The organism is Agriterribacter humi (assembly GCF_009192765.1).
Lineage (GTDB): Bacteria > Bacteroidota > Bacteroidia > Chitinophagales > Chitinophagaceae > Agriterribacter > Agriterribacter humi.
Map to the genome: position 1 here is coordinate 1 of NZ_VOHQ01000021.1, position 19,809 is coordinate 19,809.

Sequence of the window (19,809 nt, forward strand, 5' to 3'; positions counted from 1 at the left end):
CAAAGAACTTTGCCAGACTTGAACTCGGGCTTGAGGCACCAAGACAAAAAACGGCTTGTGATAGCACTGCTTCGGCAAGTTACTTTTTCCGGTTTGGAGTTGCAACTGCTGTACACTTGAAAGAAAAGTAACAATCCCGATAGCTATCGGGACAAGCACGGATGAGGATACAACACATCCGTGCACACGCCCTGATTTAGCTTTGGTGGCACTGTGGTTTCATCTGTTTATCCCTGATAAATATGCAAAGAGCCTAAACTATTGTTGCTTCACCAGGAGACATAGTTCCCAATTGCTATTACTTAACAACAATGTAAAGCTTTGAAAAATGGGGAACGATGACACGGGCAGTAAATACAAAAACAACAGAAAATGGAAATAGATTAAGGTTATGAAGGGGATCAGTTTAATCAGTAGCGCAAAGCGCTGCACCATTTTCTGCTGTTTTACCGTTGCAATGATTTATACGGACGGTTAAAATACATTGCTGTTCTTCCTTAGGGTATTGGATCGGGTGTTGTTCTGGTTCGGCAAGGTTTTCACAGGATCAGGATGTTTGTCATGGATACCGGACTAACTGGATTATTGGATTTGGATACTGGATACGGATCATTGGATTTGTTACACAAAGAAACACAGGTTTGTGCTGTTAAAAAATAGTGCTTAATATGAATGATCGGTCATTCTTCTTCTACACTGCGGGAAATTTACGATGCAGGTGCAGTAAGGCTTTCCTCTTAGCAAGTTGTATTTGTTAAGAACCCGATACATAAATGTATATAATACAGTTATTTTCACTTGTTGTACAATTGAGTTATATGGATACTTTCTGCACACAATGGTAATACTACGTGAGGGAAGCCTGCATCAGGGGGCTCTGCAATGACATTTTAGTGAGATTACTCTTTGTCAGTCAGGATGCAAATTGCAGGCTATGCTATTTCCTCTTTGTTACTACACCTATCAAATGCTACCGGTAAGTTAATTGTAGCTGACTGCAAATCTTCAATTTCAACATGCTTAAGCAGCGCTTAAGGGATAACCCCAAAAAGGCATCTAAACCGGCAAATTTTTGGAAAACCCAGTCAATGGGCAACAATTTCCTCAATTTCCTATGCAGGTAAACTGAATTTCAACGGGCATATAAATTGCAATTCATAAATACAAACCGCCCTTCTGAAAGCACCAGTATTTAAAGATTGTGAGAACCAATGGTAATAATTTAAAAAACAGATGCTATGAAAATTGCAGAAAACATTTTGGGTGGCCTTGCAGGCGCAGCAGTGTTAAACATCGTACACCAGACCATCGCACATTTTGATAAGGATGCGCCCAGAATGGATATCATAGGCGAGGAAGCCGTAACCAGGGCGTTTCAAAATGCTGATGCGAAACCGCCAATGGGCAATACTTTAACAGGACTCACATTAGCGGGCGACCTGGGAGCAAACACGGGCTACTATGCCATGATCGGGGGTGCAAATGATAAAGACCTGCTACTCAGAGGAGCCGGATATGGACTGCTGGCAGGCATAGGAGCACTTTCGTTACCCAGTCCTATGGGGCTTAATGATGAACCCGTTACCAGGACAACAAAGACAAAAATATTAACGGTGGGCTTATACCTGCTGGGTGGACTGGCTACCGCACTAACAATAAAAGCCATTCGGAGGTATACCAAATAATAGTTATCCAATGCATACTAAACTGATAGAAAAAGTACAGTCTTTTGCTGCCAAAGCGCATGAGGGGCAAAGGAGAAAATTTGCAGACGAACCATATATTAACCACGTGGTGCGTGTAATGCAAACCTGCAATAAAGTAAGTAATGATGAAGTGTTGCTGTGTGCTGCACTGCTGCATGACGTTCTTGAGGATACAGAAGTACAGGAAGAAGATTTAAGGTCATCTCTCAACGAAATTTTTGAACAGCCCGATACCACGCGTGTGATTGAGTTGGTAAGGGAATTAACAGATGTGTACACACCCTCAGCTTTTCCATCATGGAACAGGCGGAAAAGAAAAAGGATGGAGAACGACAGGCTAAAAGACATTAGTGCCGATGCGCAAACGGTCAAGTATGCCGATATTATTGATAACAGCACCGACATCGCCAATATTGAATACGGGTTTTCCGTAAAATACATGTCGGAATATATGTCGTTACTTGAAGTGCTGAATAAGGGAAACAGCATACTTTACAGGGAGGCAATCAAAACAGTAGCGCAATCCCTGCAACACATACAAAACACTGTGAATAAGGTTTAAATGGTTGCAAAGTAGGCTCTGGTTTTACCGCCCCCCCTGCCTACAGCAGGCAACCCCTCTCCGCCCGGAGCGGGCTAAAGTATCCTCCCGAATTGGGTTTCATCTATTTCTTAAAATTTTTCTCCGGACAATAGGGATTAATTTCAAAATGCCTTTTCCGGTTTATCCATCAACCCATAATTAAAAACGGAGTACAGTTATTGCATGCCCAGTTTTCCGCGCCGCAAATACATGTAAACTATTACTGATGGAAAAAAATTGTTCAATAAGCCATTGGCCGCAAAATAATTTGTACTCATCTTAGTTATTTATTAACTTGTTGTGCGTATTTATACAACCCTTTCTCACCCCTAACCCTGTGGCCGAGGAAGGCGTATGCATTAACGGCAGGTTATGGAAAACATCAGGCTAACACCACTCACGCATCGAGGCAACGCATGCATAGCGTTGCATTTTGCATTAGATATTACCATTAATAAAATTTTAAAAGCATTGCCATGCGCTGCATGGAGTAAAACCCATAAGTGCTGGTATATTCCTTTGCAGGAAGCGGACTATAAAGCGTTTCAACAATCTGTAAGCGGCAAGGCCACTTTAGATACCACGGCAATACGAAAATACCTGAAGGAGAGGAAAAATGAGTCCCGGCCGGTGAAAGTAATGTCAACAGTAAACAGTGCACCGCCCAATTCGGCGGTTTGGAGGCTGAGTGAAGAGAACCTGGGGGAACTAAAGAAGCTCATTCAGAAGTTAGCGCTGAAATCATACAGTGAATCCACTATACGTACATACCGTAACGAGTTTATGCAGTTGCTGAAATTATTAAAAAATAAACCTGTAACTGATCTGTCGGTAGAAGACGTAAAAAGGTATATGCATTATGCTATGAATAAGGAAGGGATTGGCGAGAATACCGCGCATAGCCGGATTAATGCGCTGAAGTTTTATTTTGAGCAGGTGCTGGGAAAAGAAAAGTTTTTTTGGGAGATTCCCAGGCCAAAGAAACCATTGCAGCTTCCGAAGGTGATGGGCGAACAGGAGTTAAGGCGCTTATTTGCGAGCGTTGGCAATAAGAAGCATAAGGCCATATTATTTACTGCTTACGGAGCCGGGCTGAGGGTGAGCGAGGTGGTAGGTTTAAAGTTATCGGATATTGACAGTGACCGGATGCAAATTTTTGTAGAGCGTGCAAAAGGAAAAAAGGACAGGTATGTGATGTTGAGTCCGCTGGTATTGGATATACTTCGGGCATATATAAAAGAAAGCAAGCCCAGGCCCAGGGTTTATTTATTTGAAGGTGTGGAAGCCGGAACGCCCTATAGCGTAAAGAGTGCGCAAAAGGTATTTCAGTTAGCCAAAGAAAAGGCGGGCATAAAGAAGCATATCAGTTTTCATGGATTAAGGCATAGTTTTGCCACGCATTTATTAGAAAAGGGTGTAGATGTGCGGTATATAAAAGATTTGCTGGGGCATTTCAGCATAAAGACAACGGAGCGGTACCTGCATGTAAAAAAGGAGCAGTTGATCAATATATTAAGTCCGTTAGACAGTTTATGGGAGAAGGCCGCGGACGACATATTATAAAAATATTCAATCGTCATTGGCGCACTCAGCAATTTCAAAAAACGCATTGATTATCTTTGATAATCAATGCGAAGCAAAAATTAAGTAGTGCGTCTTATATACAAATACAACTGTTATTGGAAATTGCTTGCAGCCCTTCAAGTGTTCAGGAGCCGGTTGCCCGCCCTGGGGGTGGACTATCAAGAAGCGGCGTTGGCTCAATTGGGAATCCAGGAAGAATGCCGGACTATTTTTTGGGACGATGTTGAAAGATTCAGTCAGGTCAACCGTTCGGAGCCGGCTGGTTGAAGCCGCCTTCAGGACAGACGGGGACGAACGGTTGACCGAAGTTAGAGGATTAAAAATTAAATATCCGTTTATAAGCGTTTAAGGTCGGCTAAAGACGGTAAAAAAATAGCCGGACATTATAAAAGTTAGACAATGAGACAACGCCGCTTTACAGACTAATAGAACAGGGCGGTACAAAGACGACCACTTCGTAAATCACCCATTTAACGAAATGGTCATCTTTCAACCGGCTCCATGAACGGGAAGGGGCAGGCTGCAATCAACTACGTTGCATCAGGACGTAAGCAGTCTATAGAGACTGATAAAAATAAAAGGGTATGATTATTACTGATGCAACTTCCAATAACATGGTATTTGCGCAATGCCGCTTTTAACATACTGTAGATTCGAAGTTGATTCTCGCGTCACTACGCAAATACCTGCACGTTGGTAGCAATAGTTATGACAGACACTCCAATAATTGAAAAAGCGATTGAAGAAATTGAGATCAAAACATTTGGTGTGACAGAACAATTTTTAAAAATTCATGAAATTGTTTATGATGACAATAAGATTAAAGTTGCAAGGGTTGACAAAGAAAGTGGCGACGGAACAGCAATTGTATATTTACCTGTTAAAGATGAGAAGTTTTATTTAGCTATATATATTGACACAGAGCCAGAAATTTCGGTGCGACACGTCAATATTGAAGCCTATCACTCTGTTTATTTTAAAGCAATATCTGAAGTCCATAGTTTTGACAAACTTTCAGGAATGACAAAATTAAAGGCAACGGGCGGACATAATAAAGGAGACAAGCGAGGTCAAAATGTTTTGTGGAAATGGAGCTCAATATTTTTTGAACCAAACCCAGAGGCTGACGAGTTTGAGGATAAACTCACTAAATTGCTTAACTATTTAGAACAAGACAGAGAAGGAGTTGAAAAGCTCGTAAACAATGCCAATGGACATATTCAGGTCTATTCATCTTTTCATAATGGCAACACTCTAATTGGTGGACATCACATCGACAAAGACCACATAAGACGAATGAGTAAGCTAAACCTTGAAATTGACTTTGACATTAATGCGGGCGGACATCTTTTCACATAACTAAAACTACTGCTACCAACAGGCAGGTTGGCGTAAAATGCGGGCAGGACGGAATACGTTCTTCAACTTTTGGTTCTTTGTTTTAGCTTTTGTTCTGGCAGACGAAACGCAATCGGCAAAATATTATATCTTAAACTGTAAATAAAAATCAACTTCGGTACGCCGGGCGGGACGGAACGCTATTATCCGCACTTCGCCAACCTGTAACGTTAGCTGCAACTCAACCGACATGATTCAAAACCGATTGAGCAAATATTTCGAGATCCAAACAGAGAAATCTAAAACAGAAATCTTTGCAGACCTGGCTAAAAAAATAGAAATTCAAAAAAGGAGTAAAAGCATTATTTCAGCTGAACCTATAGACTATAAATCGTTTAAGATTAGTAATAATGTAATAGAAATAGAAAGATGGCCGCACATGCTTAAACCATTTCGAGGACTGGGAACGATTTATTTTAATTTAGAGGAAACGAATGATGGGACGATTATAAAATGTAAATGTGTACCATTCATATACGCAGGCCTATTGATCATCATATTTGCGTTAATTCTTTTGACTTTTTTGACAACCCTGATACTTTTTAATGTAAGGAATAATTATTTTCAAATAGCTTTATTCATTTTCTTTATTTGGATAATTGGATTAGGAAGTTCACTATTAGGACTCTTATATCATCGAAGCGCATTGAATGAATACTCAAAGACTATTTTAAACGACCTTGATCTAAGACATAGCAGCAGCTAACAATCAGGTTGGCAAAAATGCGGGCAGACAAAAAACGTTCTTCAACTTTTTGTTCTTTGTTTTAGCTTTTGTTCCGGCCGACGGAATGCAATAGGCAAAAAGCTATAACTTGTACTTTTAATAAATAATCAACTTCGGTAGCCGGGCGGGACGGATCGCTATTATCCGCACTTCGCCAACCTGTAACGTTGCCTGCAACCCGTTCTGACACCTCAAAAAGCTTATGAAGACAAGTAGAACATTAATCGGTTTTTTCCTTTTGTACAACGGTATAACGCTTTACTTCATTTCGGACATTAACCGTGACCAAAGTTCTTCTCTCGGATATGTTTTTATTTTTCCTGTCTTTTGGATTATTGCAGCAATTGCATTAGGACTTTTATTTTGGTTTAAGAAAGCAACCCTAAAAACTTTATGGGACAAATTGCTTTTATTTTTCTCGACACCAATTCCATTATTGTTAGTTTTTGTCTTTTCTCGCTTAACATTGGCAGGGCTAATAACATCAAGTTCGGAGTATAACAAAAATGGACACAGGTATCGGAAAATCCGCTATGAGTATTCCATAGGACAACCGCAACGGATTGAATTTTATGTAAGTCAAGACACTGTAACGGAAACCGAACCTTTCCCAACAAGTGACGTTTGGTTAAAGGACAGTATTTGGACGTATTACAATAGAGACGGAACTATTAAAAAAACAGAAAACTATAATCGTTGACAAGAAGGGTGCGCAGGCAACATCAGGTTGGCAAAAATGCGGGCAGACGGAAAATGTTCTTCAACTTTGGGTTCTTTGCTTTAGCTTCTGTTCCGGCTGACCGAACGCAATCAGCAAAAATCTATAACTTGTACTTTAATTAAATATTCAACTTCGGTATGCCCGGCGGGACGGAATGCTATTATCCGCACTTCGCCAACCTGTAACGTTATTGGAAATTGCTTGCAGCCCTTCAAGTGTTCAGGAGCCGGTTGCCCGCCCTGGGGGTGGACTATCAAGAAGCGGCGTTGGCTCAATTGGGAATCCAGGAAGAATGCCGGACTATTTTTTGGGACGATGTTGAAAGATTCAGTCAGGTCAACCGTTCGGAGCCGGCTGGTTGAAGCCGCCTTCAGGACAGACGGGGACGAACGGTTGACCGAAGTTAGAGGATTAAAAATTAAATATCCGTTTATAAGCGTTTAAGGTCGGCTAAAGACGGTAAAAAAATAGCCGGACATTATAAAAGTTAGACAATGAGACAACGCCGCTTTACAGACTAATAGAACAGGGCGGTACAAAGACGACCACTTCGTAAATCACCCATTTAACGAAATGGTCATCTTTCAACCGGCTCCATGAACGGGAAGGGGCAGGCTGCAATCAACTACGTTGCATCAGGACGTAAGCAGTCTATAGAGACTGATAAAAATAAAAGGGTATGATTATTACTGATGCAACTTCCAATAACATGGTATTTGCGCAATGCCGCTTTTAACATACTGTAGATTCGAAGTTGATTCTCGCGTCACTACGCAAATACCTGCACGTTGCACGCCATGCCTTGGACAAATGTTTTGCACTAACACTTATAATAAACTGCCTGGGAAAAATTTGCATTTCAAACTATAGTTTGGGGCATTTCGCTGGACGGTTTCTTTTAATAACCTGTAAGGGGCAGTTCCCGCAGACATTAGTTTAAGGGGCAGTTCCTCAGAAATAGCAATTTTTTCGACTTTGCCAGCGCTTCGTAGACGTAGCTTGTATTGGTAAGCTGTTGCAAGTTTTTGTATAGGTTTATTTTGACCGTTTTCAATAGCCGTTTTATTGATTATGTTTTGTTTGACATTGACAAATAGTAAGCCTCTGGCAGTTAGACCCAGGCGCAACTAAAACTCAGCAGGCTCCTCTCCTACTTTTTTTATTATGTTATAAACAAATAAAATTCAATCAGCTTTCAACTATAGTTTCGGTTGACCATACGCATAAGGAATATTGGTGGTCTGCCCCCTTTTATCATACGTGACAAGTCACAGGCGTGCAACATGCGGTTTGGCAATATGGCGGGGTGACGAATATATTTTCAGCAATTGGTACGTTAATCGGCTTCAGTTTCGGCCGACGAATAACGCCGGGCAATTGAATAAACAATGAACATTTATATATAAATTTAGCAGCAGTTACGGGCTGACGATTTTCAAATACCACCACATCGCCAAGCCGTACCGTTGCACGCCATGCCTTGGACAAATGTTTTGCACCAACTCGTGTAGTAAACTGCCCGACAAAGTTTGTATATAAAAACATAGGCTGTGGACATTTCTCCGGTCGATTTTTTTGAATAATTTGTAGGGGGCAGTTCCCGCAGACATTAGTTTAAGGGGCAGTTGCTCAGCAATAGCAATTTTTTCGGCTTTGTCAGCGCTGCGTAGACGTGGTTTGTGTTGGCAAGTTGCTGCCAGGGTTTGTATAGGTTTATTTTGACGGTTTTCACTAGCCTTTTTATTGAATATGTTTTGTTTGACATTGAAAAATAGTAGATCTCCGGCAGTTAGACCCAACGCGCAATTAAATTCGGCAGACTTTGCTTCTTAAATTTTGTATTGTGTTTTGCTGTAGACAAATAAATTTCAGTCAGTCTTAAACTATAATTTCGGTTGACCTCATGCACAAGGAATATTGGTGATCTGCCCCTTTTATCATACGTGACAAGTCACAGGCGTGCAACATGCGGTTTGGCAATATGGCGGGGTGACGAATATATTTTCAGCAATTGGTTCGTTATTCGGCTTCAGTTTCGGCTGACGAATACCGCCGGGCAATTGAATAAACAATGAACTTTTAATTATAAATTTAGCACCAGTTACGGGCAGACGATTTTCAAATGCCACCACATCGCCAAGCCGTACCGTAAGCTGCAATGCGTGGCAGACCCTAAGATTGGTAACCTGTTTTGGTATAGTTGCCGTTTGCGATTCAGATGTTTAGCTTTTTATACTTTTGTGCTTTTTATGAAACAGGCGTTTTGGAAAGTAGCAGTATTATATTTTTCATCTTTTCGGTTGATAAAGGAAGCACATGCAGCTTACATGCGGTTTTGCACAAGTGGGGCATGACGAAGTTCAATCGGCTAATTGCAAATCCAGGCTCTATATATCGGCTGACTTCCAAACAATAGAAATTAATCTAAAGGTAATATTTTATACTTTAAATTGTCATCCGGTATTTCGGCAGACGGATTTCAAATATCCCACCTGCGCAAAGCCGTTTCCGTTACATGCAAGCAAATTAATCCTCAAAATATCTAACATTTAATTGAAACTGCTACTTTTTATTTTGTCGCTACTCTTACAGACTATATGCTTTTCACAGAATATTAAGACTAAGGTTCAGAATATTGATAAGATTATTGATGAAAGCGAAGTGGACTATTCTGATATTCCAGTGCGGAGTTCTAAGAATTTTTTATTAGTAAAGACTTGCATAGAGGCAAATAAAGACACTATTTATTTTTATCAGGACACAGTAAAATTTAAACTTGTTAAAATCACTATCGGTGTCTTTAATCCTCATCATTTAAGAGATCTAAAAGAAGATTATTGGACTTATTATTTCTTAAAGGAGAATTTAATAATGGCTACCAATGGACATATCCGTGATTTTGGACGAGTTTATTCTTTTACAAATTATTATTTTGAGAACAGAAAGTGTATTTACCGTTTTGGAGCAAAATATAATTTACAAACTGATAAATGGATATTAAAACACAGTTATAGTTATTTAGGGAGAATGAAGGGGCTAGCCTGCATGTAACATGCAGGTTGGCAAAAATGCGGGCAGACGGAAAACGTTCTTCAACCTTTGGTTCTTTGTTCAGCTATAGTTCCGGCAGACGGAACGCACTCGGCAAAATTCTATAACTTGTACTTTAATTAAAAAATCAACTTTCGTATGCCGGGCGGGACGGAACGCTATTATCCGCACTTCGCCAACCTGTAACGTTGGTGGCAAGGCTAACAGACACCACTCTCTGACAGACAAAATCAAATAAGACAAAGAATGAAAATAGTTTTTATAATAATTGGACTGATAGTTTTAGCTATTGTGCTTTTTGCAGTTTATAGATTTATAACTGTTAAACGTCAAAACAAAAAACTCAACGCTGAACGTTTTGACAGAGTTAAAGAACTCTACGAAAAACTTGAAAGTGGACAAGAATTGACAGAGAAAGATGTCTTACCTTTTGCACAAAACTTATTGACAAGACAAACAACATTTCAACTTTTAGCTGACCACGACAAGACAAATCTTTTTCCGAAAGAATATAATACTCTGATAAAAGGTGCAGAAAGTAACCTTGCTAATTGGTTGGAATTTCCAACTGAACTTGATGCTTGCCCCGACGAAATAGAACATATTAAACGAGTGACTTTTGATTTTGATGGACTGAATAACTTTGTTCACTATGAAGTTTTTAAATATAGAGTGAACGAACCTCATTGGGCAGCAAAAGACGGTTGGATTTTAGGTGTTGTTGGACCATATTTTGACGACAGCAAACCTTATGACTTTCCACAAGCGACGTTTAGCAGAGTAAGTAGCACATTAGAAAAAGTAACACCAGACGACGAAGCAAAATGGGTACATGATAATATTGCAAACAGACGATAGGAATAAGCCCAGCCACCAACAAAAGGTTTGCCGCAAGGCTGGCGGACGTAGTAACAATCGGCAGTTATACTACTATCAGCTAATATCGGGCTTGACCGAATTCTATTTGGCTTTTAGTTGTTAACTTCAACATCAGTTTTTCAATCGGCTTCGGTTGCCAGGCGGACACAGCAACAATTCCAACCCTGCGGCAAGCCTCGAACGTTGCACGCCATGCCTTGGACAAATGTTTTGCACTAACACTTATAATAAACTGCCTGGGAAAAATTTGCATTTCAAACTATAGTTTGGGGCATTTCGCTGGACGGTTTCTTTTAATAACCTGTAAGGGGCAGTTCCCGCAGACATTAGTTTAAGGGGCAGTTCCTCAGAAATAGCAATTTTTTCGACTTTGCCAGCGCTTCGTAGACGTAGCTTGTATTGGTAAGCTGTTGCAAGTTTTTGTATAGGTTTATTTTGACCGTTTTCAATAGCCGTTTTATTGATTATGTTTTGTTTGACATTGACAAATAGTAAGCCTCTGGCAGTTAGACCCAGGCGCAACTAAAACTCAGCAGGCTCCTCTCCTACTTTTTTTATTATGTTATAAACAAATAAAATTCAATCAGCTTTCAACTATAGTTTCGGTTGACCATACGCATAAGGAATATTGGTGGTCTGCCCCCTTTTATCATACGTGACAAGTCACAGGCGTGCAACATGCGGTTTGGCAATATGGCGGGGTGACGAATATATTTTCAGCAATTGGTACGTTAATCGGCTTCAGTTTCGGCCGACGAATAACGCCGGGCAATTGAATAAACAATGAACATTTATATATAAATTTAGCAGCAGTTACGGGCTGACGATTTTCAAATACCACCACATCGCCAAGCCGTACCGTTGCACGCCATGTCTTGGATAAATGTTTTGCACTAATTCGTATAGTAAACTGCCCGATAAAATTTGTATACAAAAACATAGGCCGTGGGCGTTTCGCCGGACGATTTTTTTGAATAATCTGCAACGGGCAGTTCCCGCAGACATTAGTGGACGGGGGCAGTTAATCATCTATAGCAATTTTTTCGGCTTTGCCAGCCCTTCGTAGACGTGGTTTGTATTGGTAAGTTTCTGACAATTTTTGTATAGGTTTATTTTGACGGCTTTCAATAGCCCTTTTATGGATTATGTTTTGTTTGACATTGAAGAATAGTAAGTCCCTGGCAGTTAGATCCAGCGCACAATTAAATTCAGCAGGCTTGGCTTCAAAAAGCTTTTTATTATGTTTTGCTTTAGACAAATAAAATTCAATCAGCTTTTAACTATAGTTTCGGTTGACCCCGTGCACAAGGAATATTTTGATCTGCCCCTTTATCATATGTGACAAGTCACAGGCGCGCAACAGGCGGTTTGGCTCAAGTGGGGCGGGACGTAGTTCAATCGGCTAATTGCAATTCCGGGCTTCAGTTACCGGCTGGCGACATCATAACAGAAATTATCTAAATACAGTATTCTTTACTTTAAATTGGCATACGGTATTTCAGCAGACGGATTTCAAATATCCCACCTGCGCCAAGCCGTACCGTTGCACGCCATGCCTTGGACAAATGTTTTGCACTAATGCGTATAGTAAACTGCCCGACAAATATTTTTTGCTTCAAACTATAGTCCGTTGACATTTCGCCGGACGAATTTTTTGAATAATCTGTAACGGGCAGTTCCCGCAGACATTAGTTTAGGGGGCAGTTAATCAGCTATAGCATATTTTCGGCTTTGCCAGCGCTTCGTAGACATGGTTTGTGTTGGTAAGTTCTTGACAGTTTCTTGTATAGGCTTATTTTGACAGCTTTCAATAGCCGTTTTATTGAATGTGTTTTGTTTGACATTGAAAAATAGTAAGTCTCTGGCAGTTAGCCCCAACGCGCGACAAAATTCGGCAGGCTTTGCTTCTTATACTTCGTATTATGTTTTGCTGTAGACAAATAAATTTCAGTCAGTCTTAAACTATAATTTCGTTTGACCTTGCACACAAGGAATATTTTTGGTCTGCCCCTTTATCATATGTGACAAGTCACAGGCGTGCAACACCAGGTTGGCAAAAATGCGGGCTGGACGGAATATGTTCTTCAACTTTTCATTCTTTGTTCGGCTATAGTTCCGGCAGACGGAACGCAATCGGCAAAATTCTATAACTTGTACTTTAACTAAATAATCAACTTCGGTATGCCGGGCGGGACGGATCGCTATTATCCGCACTTCGCCAACCTGTAACGTTGTACGCAATTATGCGAGCAGTCACTATAATTATAGCCATATGGGTTTTGTATTTAATTTTCCCTTCGTGTAAGCATAAAGGAAAAAGTCAAAAATACACATTACGGAATCTTGACTTCAAGGCTGTGATCCCAGACTCTACATATTTGTTTAAAGACACTTCATTTCGTCCAGACGATTATTTTAAAAGCAGGTCTGATTATGGTTATGATATTTCTCTCATTCGCTTAATTACTACTCCCGAAGTATATCACAGTAAGAGAGTTCATGTAACAGGGTTTCTTCATTTAGCAACAGAAGAATCTACACTCTACTTGTCTCAGGAGGATTCAAAGCATGGCATCGGTAAAAACGGAGTCTTTGTGGATTTTGGTGATATCGATTATCGAAAATTAATTGACAACTTCAATGACAAATACGTTACGATCAATGGAGTGTTTGACATGTATACAACTGGACATATAGGCTTTAATAGTGGGAGCATTAAAGATGTTTCAAGAGTGTACTTGAATAAATGGTAAAACTAGCGTACAACATGCAGGTTGGCAAAAATGCGGGCAGACGGAATACGTTCTTCAACTTTTTGTTCTTTGTTTTAGCATTTGTTCCGGCAGACGGAACGCAATCGGAAAAAATTTATAACTTGTACTATAAATAAATAATCAACTTCGGTAGCCGGGCGGGACGGAATGCTATTATCCGCACTTCGCCAACCTGTAACGTTATATGCAACTTGTTCAGAACAGCGTCATCAACAATTCTATTCGGCTTTGGTAATGGGATACCTTAAAATTATTTTCTAAACAGTGGCTACAGCAATTCTATTCAGCAACTATTTTCAACGCCGCTTTCATTTCACGGCAGACAGAGAACTTGTGACAACAACGCTGTTCCATTTGTTCAAACATTTCTCGCTGTTTCGGTTACAAAAAGTACTCTTAATTTCAATCAAGTATGCATATAACAGGCGGTTTGGCTCAAGCGGGGCAAGACATAGTACAATCGGCTAATTGCAGTGCCGGGCTTCAGCTACCGGCTGACGACATCATAACAGAAATTATCTGAATACAGTATTCTTTACTTTAAATTGGCATACGGTATTTCGGCAGACGGATTTCAAATATCCCACCTGCGCCAAGCCGTACCGTTATACGCCATGCCTTGGAAGACCTTTTGCACTAAGACATTGCGCAACTGCCCTATGATCTTTATATCTGTAGCGGCAGACAAAGGACATTAGCAAAGTGGTTTTCATAACAGGCAATATGTTTTGCGGGCAGTTTTCCGTAGATCGTTTAAAAAATGGCGGGTTATTGAACTATAGTAATTTTTCGGCTATGCCCGTGCTGGGTAGACTTGGTTTGTATAGGGAAGCCCCTAATTGTTTTTGAGCAGGTTTATTTTGACCGTTTGCAATAGCCCTTTTATTGATTGTGTTTTGTTCGACATTGGCAAATAGTAAATCTCTGGCGGTTAGACCCGGCGCTCAAATAAATTCAGCAGGCTTGGCTTCAAAAGACTTTTATTATGTTTTGCTTTAGGCATATAAATTTCAGTCAGTTCGCACAATATAGTTTCCGTCGACCCCTGCCCTAAGGAATAATATTAAGCTGCCATTTTTTTTTTGCCAGGGACAAGTCACGGCGTATAACAGGCGGTTTGGCTCAAGTGGGGCAAGACATAGTACAATCGGCTAATTGCAATTCCAAACTTCAGCTATAGGCTGACGACATCATAACAGAAATTATCTAAATACAATATTTTTTACTTTAAATTGGCATCCGGTATTTCAGCAGACGGATTTCAAATATCCCACCTGCGCCAAGCCGTACCGTTGTGTGCTATACTTATGGACGCCTCTAACTTCTAAGAATTAATGACAAAAATAAATCCTATAAAACTTATAATCGTTTGGACAATATTAATGATAGTCCTAACACCGATTTTAATGTATACATCTAGTATTGGAACAAGTGGTGGCGAACAAAAGCCACTTACAACTCTTGTTACAATGACTATTTTGACATTAATTGGAGCGACACTAATTAGCCTTGTTATGCCATTTATTTTCAAGTCATGGTTAAAATCAAACAAGTGGTTTATTATTTTGGCATTTCTATTTTCAATGTTAACTACATTGTTTATTTACCAATATTATTTTGAGACACCTTATTCTTATGTAGAAAAGAATAGGGAAATTAACGGTAACAAACTTGAAATTAAAACCGAGTACTACGACGATGAAAATAAAGTTATCAGGAGTGTAAGCTTTTGGAAAAACGGCAAAAGAGACAGCACCTGGACAGTATTATCAAAAGACGGAAAAGTGATTAGTGAGAAAGTTTATAAAGACGACCGATTAATCAAGCCAAAATAGTACAGCACACAACAGGCAGGTTGGCAAAAATGCGGGCAGGCGGAAAACGTTCGTCAACTTTTGGTTATTTGTTTTGCTTTTGTTCCGGCTGACAGAACGCAATCGGCAAAATTCTATAAATTGTACTTTAAATAAATAATCAACTTCGGTAGCCGGGCGGGACGGATCACTATTATCCGCACTTCGCCAACCTGAACCGTTATATGCAACTTGTTCAAACCAGCGTCATCAACAATTCTGTTCCGCTTCGGTAAAGGGATACCTTAAAATTATTATCTAAACAGTGGCTTCAGAAACTCTATTCAGCAACTATTTTCAAACCCGCTTTCATTTCATGGCAGACAGAGAGCATGTGATTGCAAAGCTGTTGCATTCTATTCAAACATTTTTCGGTGTTGCAGTTCTGATCATTGCTATTAATTCAATCAAGTGTGCATATAACAGGCAGGTTGGCGTAAAATGCGGGCAGACGTAAAACGTTCGTCAACTTTTGGTTCTTTGTTCAGCTATGGTGCTGGCAGACGGAAAACAATCGGCAAAATCTATAACTTGTACTTTTTAAATAAATAATCAACTTCGGTATGCCTGGCGGGACGGAACGCTATTATCCGCACTTCGCCAACCTGTACCGTTGGTGGTCATGCCATTGGGCACACTGCACACTTTAACCAGTATTTGACTATACCCCTTTTTTTTCGTAAATTCGTTATGTGAAAAGACAGCAAAATAAAGGACTCGATTTTATTATTGACAAGCTTACCAATTCAATTCAGAATGTTGTGACTGGAGACAGTTTTGCAACTGACATTTCGATAGTTACCACAGCCGACCTAAAGAACGTAATTAAGAAGAATAAATGGCAATTTGATTGGAAGTTCGAACTTAAACAACCACAGCGTGACGTTTACAAATTGACAATTGTAAATAATCAATCTGTAATTCAAGGATTGATTAGTTTAGAAATTAAATCAGACCATGTTTACATGCATCTTGTAGAAAGTGCACCTTTCAACAAAGGGAAAACAAAAGTTTACGCAGGAGTTCCTGGCAACTTAGTTGCTTTTGCCTGCAAACTTGCTTTTCAGCGTGGACACGAGGGTAATGTTTCATTCTTTTCAAAGACGCAACTTGTGCAACATTATATTGACACTTTGGGAGCCATGCATGTTGGTGGACGAATTATGATTATTGACACAATTGCTGCACTAAAACTTATAAATAAATATTTTCAAAATGAAAAATAAATCCAAAGAATTAGACGTAGATTTCATTGGCGGGCAACAACAGCCTATTACAAAGGAGGAAGAATTGGCAATAAGTGACTTCATTCGTAAACAAAAAGCAAAAAGGAAGTTACAAGTAATCCGCAGGACAAAAATCAAGGCATCACAAAAATCTCATCAGCCCGCTTAAAAGGCACGAACCACCAACAGGCGGTTTGGCTCAAGTGGGGCGGAACATAGTACAATCAGCTAATTGCAATTCCCGGCTTCAGTTACCGGCTGACGGCGTCATAACAGAAATTAATCTAAATACAGTATTTTATACTTTAAATTTTCATACGGTATTTCAGCAGACGGATTTCAAATATCCCACCTGCGCCAAGCCGTACCGTTGCACGCCATGCCTTGGACAAATGTTTTGCATTAATTCCGTATAGTAAACTGCCCAACTAAATTTACACTTTAAACTATAGACCTTTGACATTTTGCCGGACGGTTTTTATTGAATAATCTGTAACGGGCAGTTCCCGTAGACATTAGTGGACGGGGGCAGTTAATCAACTATAGCAATTTTTTCGGCTTTGCCAGCGCTGCGTAAACATAGTTTATATCGGTAAGTTCTCTCCAGTTTTTGTATAGGTTTATTTTGACGGTTTTCAATAGCTGTTTATTGAATGTGTTTTGTTTGACATTGAAAAATAGTAAGCCTCTGGCAGTTAGACCCAACGCCCAATTAAATTCAGCAGGCTTAGCTTCTAAGACTTTGTATTATGTTTTGCAGTAGACAAATAAATTTCAGTCAGTTTTTAAGCTATAATTTCGGTTGACCTTACGTCCGAGGAATATTGCTGATCTGCCCCTTTTATTATCCGTGACAAGTCACAGGCGTGCAACAGGCGGTTTGGCAATATGGCGGGGCGACGAATATATTTTCAGCAATTGGTTCGTTATTCGGCTTCTGTTTCGGCTGACGAATAACGCCGGGCCGTAGTTCTTATCATCAATATTTATAACTTTAATAAGCAGCAGTTACGGGCTGACGATTTTCAAATACCACCACATCGCCAAGCCGTACCGTTGCACGCCATGCCTTGGACAAATGTTTTGCACCAATTCGCGTAGTAAACTGCCCGATAAAATTTATGTTTTAAACTATATACCGTTGACATTTCGCAGCACAACTTTTTTTTTGAATAATTTGTAAGAGGCAGTTTCCACAGACATTAATGGGACGGGGCAGTTAATCAACTATAGCAATTCTTTGGGCTTTGCCAGCGCTTCGTAGACGTAGCTTGTTTTGGTAAGTCGTTGCAAGTTTTTGTATAGGTTTATTTTGACGGTTTTCAATAGCCCGTTTATTAATTGTGTTTTGTTTGACATTTAAAAATAGTAAGTCTCTGGCAGTTAGACCCAATGCCCAATTAGATTCAGCAGGCTTTGTTTCTTATATCTTTGTATTATGTCTTGCTGTAGACAAATAAATTTCAGTCAGTTTTTAACCTATAATTTCGGTTGACCTTGCGCACAAGGAATATTTTTGGTCTGCCCCTTTATGATATGTGACAAGTCACAGGCGTGCAACACCAGGTTGGCAAAAATGCGGGCAGACGGAAAACGTTCGTCAACCTTTGGTTCTTTGTTCAGCCATAGTTTCAGCAGACGAAATGCTATCGGTAAAAAATTATAACTTGTACTTTAAATAAATAATCAACTTCAGTACGCCGGGCGGGACGAAACGCCATTATCCGCACTTCGCCAACCTGTAACGTTGCACGCCATGCCTTGGACAAATGTTTTGCATTAACTCGTATAGTAAACTGCCCGACAAGATTTGTATATAAAAACATCAACCCTTGACATTTCGCCAGACGATTTTTTGGATAATCTGTAAGGGGCAGTTCCCGCAGACATTAGTTTAGGGGGCTGTTAATCAACTATGGCAATTTTTTCGGTTTTGCCAGCGCTTCATAGACGTAGTTTGTATGGATAAACTTTTGCCAGGTTTATACAGGTTTATTTTGACCGCTTTCAAAAGCTGTTTTCTTGATTATGTTTTGTTTGCATTGACAAATGGTAAGTCTACACTGGCAGTTAGATCCAGCGCACTATTAAATTCAGCAGGCTTGGCTTCAAAACATTTTGTATATGTTTTGCTATAGACAAATAAATTTCAACCAGGCTTTAAATATAGTTTCGGTTGACCTTACGCACAAGGAATATTGGTGGTCTGCCCCCTTATCATACGTGACAAGTCACAGGCGCGCAACACCGGTTTGGCAATATGGCAGGGTGACGAATATATGCTCAGCTATTTGTTCGCTATGCACCTTCAGTTTGGGCATGACGAGTAACGCCGGTCAATAGAATAAACAATGAACATTTATATATAAATTTAGCAGCAGTTACGGGCAGACGATTTTCAAATGCCACCACATCGCCAAGCCGTACCGTAGTACGCAATTATCGAAACCATCGACACTCGGATAAACCAAATGCTACATTCTGAAAAAGCAGAACAGTATATTACTAATCTAAAAAGTGAAATTGTCGGGAAGGGGACATATAGACGTGCTATTTGGTTTGCGATATTTATGACCATTCCGTGTATTGGAATTTTGACTGATCCAATAGAGGGATTAATAATGCTTTTAAAAAAGGACTACATTTTAATGCCGATTTTGCTATTGCTAATTTACGGCAATGCAATTTTTTTTTGGTTCAAAGTATTTGACAAAAATATTAAGTTGATAATCAATCCCAATGGAATATGGACAAAAGCAACAGGATTTATAATGTGGGATAACTTTTGGTATTACTATTTACGAGAAAGACATACTAACAAAGCAGGGACGTTTCGCGACTTGATATTTAAATTAAGAAATGATGAAAAGGAGTATAAGGTAAACATAACGTATTTAGACATAGACTACAAACAAATTCAAAAAGCAATTCAATTAAATGCAAAAGACCATGGCGTTAATGAATTAAGTATTGACACAAATAAGTAAACTGCGTACTACAGGCAGGTTGGCAAAAATGCGGGCAGACAGAAAACGTTCGTCAACCTTTGGTTCTTTCCTTATCTTTTGTTCCGGCAGACGGAACGCGCTCGGCAAAATTCTATAACTTGTACTTTAACTAAATACTCTACTTCAGTAGCCAGGCGGGACGAAACGCTATTATCCGCACTTCGCCAACCTGTACCGTAAGCTGCAATGCGGGGTATACCCTAAGATTAGTAACTTGTTTGTGCATAGTTGCCTTTTGCGGTTCAGGTGTTTAGCTTTTTATACTTTAGTGCTCTTTACTAAACGGGCGTTTTGGAAAG

At 39.8% G+C, this 19,809-nt stretch carries 12 protein-coding genes; 11 read left to right on the forward strand and 1 reads right to left on the reverse strand.

Annotated elements, in window-relative coordinates:
- Positions 1–1,238 precede the first annotated feature (1,238 nt).
- The 7 genes from FRX45_RS22330 (at position 1,239) to FRX45_RS22360 (ending at position 10,628) form a co-directional block, all read left to right on the forward strand.
- Complete coding sequence (locus tag FRX45_RS22330; protein WP_152270710.1) at positions 1,239–1,685, forward strand: hypothetical protein; 447 nt, start codon at positions 1,239–1,241, stop codon at positions 1,683–1,685.
- A 10-nt stretch (positions 1,686–1,695) separates the two neighbouring features.
- Positions 1,696–2,268, forward strand: coding sequence for an HD domain-containing protein (locus FRX45_RS22335; RefSeq protein WP_152270711.1), 573 nt, complete (start codon positions 1,696–1,698; stop codon positions 2,266–2,268).
- 393 nt (positions 2,269–2,661) lie between these two features.
- Positions 2,662–3,852 (forward strand): tyrosine-type recombinase/integrase, encoded by a 1,191-nt coding sequence (locus FRX45_RS22340; RefSeq protein ID WP_152270712.1) that lies wholly within the window; start codon positions 2,662–2,664, stop codon positions 3,850–3,852.
- Between the two features lie 714 nt (positions 3,853–4,566).
- Positions 4,567–5,232 carry a DUF4279 domain-containing protein gene (locus tag FRX45_RS22345; protein WP_152270713.1) on the forward strand — a complete coding sequence of 222 codons (666 nt, stop codon included), beginning with the start codon at positions 4,567–4,569 and terminating at the stop codon, positions 5,230–5,232.
- Between the two features lie 968 nt (positions 5,233–6,200).
- Positions 6,201–6,698 carry a hypothetical protein gene (locus tag FRX45_RS22350; protein ID WP_152270714.1) on the forward strand — a complete coding sequence of 166 codons (498 nt, stop codon included), beginning with the start codon at positions 6,201–6,203 and terminating at the stop codon, positions 6,696–6,698.
- A gap of 2,595 nt (positions 6,699–9,293) precedes the next feature.
- Entirely contained in the window at positions 9,294–9,770 is a 477-nt protein-coding gene (locus FRX45_RS22355) for a hypothetical protein (RefSeq protein WP_193311818.1), read from the forward strand.
- Positions 9,771–10,016: 246 nt separating this feature from the next.
- On the forward strand, positions 10,017–10,628 hold the full coding sequence (locus FRX45_RS22360) for a FeoB-associated Cys-rich membrane protein (RefSeq protein WP_152270716.1): 612 nt from the start codon (positions 10,017–10,019) through the stop codon (positions 10,626–10,628).
- A 1,042-nt stretch (positions 10,629–11,670) separates the two neighbouring features.
- On the opposite strand, the gene FRX45_RS22365 is transcribed toward FRX45_RS22360, so the two are convergent.
- The gene (locus FRX45_RS22365; RefSeq protein ID WP_152270717.1) at positions 11,671–11,907 is read right to left on the reverse strand and encodes a hypothetical protein; all 237 of its coding nucleotides are present in this window, start codon (positions 11,905–11,907) and stop codon (positions 11,671–11,673) included.
- Positions 11,908–14,757: 2,850 nt separating this feature from the next.
- Here FRX45_RS22365 and FRX45_RS22370 point away from each other — a divergent pair.
- The 4 genes from FRX45_RS22370 to FRX45_RS22385 all read left to right on the forward strand — a co-directional run bounded on the left by FRX45_RS22370 (position 14,758) and on the right by FRX45_RS22385 (position 19,489).
- On the forward strand, positions 14,758–15,258 hold the full coding sequence (locus FRX45_RS22370; protein WP_152270718.1) for a toxin-antitoxin system YwqK family antitoxin: 501 nt from the start codon (positions 14,758–14,760) through the stop codon (positions 15,256–15,258).
- Positions 15,259–15,968: 710 nt separating this feature from the next.
- Positions 15,969–16,502: a hypothetical protein gene (locus FRX45_RS22375; protein WP_152270719.1), complete on the forward strand. Its 534-nt coding sequence runs from the start codon at positions 15,969–15,971 to the stop codon at positions 16,500–16,502.
- Complete coding sequence (locus tag FRX45_RS22380; RefSeq protein WP_152270720.1) at positions 16,492–16,671, forward strand: hypothetical protein; 180 nt, start codon at positions 16,492–16,494, stop codon at positions 16,669–16,671. Before FRX45_RS22375 ends, FRX45_RS22380 begins: the two co-directional genes overlap by 11 nt.
- Before the next feature lie 2,302 nt (positions 16,672–18,973).
- Positions 18,974–19,489 carry a hypothetical protein gene (locus FRX45_RS22385; RefSeq protein ID WP_152270721.1) on the forward strand — a complete coding sequence of 172 codons (516 nt, stop codon included), beginning with the start codon at positions 18,974–18,976 and terminating at the stop codon, positions 19,487–19,489.
- The last annotated feature ends 320 nt before the right edge of the window (positions 19,490–19,809 follow it).

Bases quoted from the DNA above. Each gene is read 5' to 3' on its own strand.
- FRX45_RS22330 (WP_152270710.1), top strand. From the start codon at position 1,239: ATGAAAATTGCAGAAAACATTTTGGGTGGCCTTGCAGGCGCAGCAGTG.
- FRX45_RS22335 (WP_152270711.1), top strand. From the start codon at position 1,696: ATGCATACTAAACTGATAGAAAAAGTACAGTCTTTTGCTGCCAAAGCG.
- FRX45_RS22340 (WP_152270712.1), top strand. From the start codon at position 2,662: ATGGAAAACATCAGGCTAACACCACTCACGCATCGAGGCAACGCATGC.
- FRX45_RS22350 (WP_152270714.1), top strand. From the start codon at position 6,201: ATGAAGACAAGTAGAACATTAATCGGTTTTTTCCTTTTGTACAACGGT.
- FRX45_RS22360 (WP_152270716.1), top strand. From the start codon at position 10,017: ATGAAAATAGTTTTTATAATAATTGGACTGATAGTTTTAGCTATTGTG.
- FRX45_RS22370 (WP_152270718.1), top strand. From the start codon at position 14,758: ATGACAAAAATAAATCCTATAAAACTTATAATCGTTTGGACAATATTA.
- FRX45_RS22380 (WP_152270720.1), top strand. From the start codon at position 16,492: ATGAAAAATAAATCCAAAGAATTAGACGTAGATTTCATTGGCGGGCAA.
- FRX45_RS22385 (WP_152270721.1), top strand. From the start codon at position 18,974: ATGCTACATTCTGAAAAAGCAGAACAGTATATTACTAATCTAAAAAGT.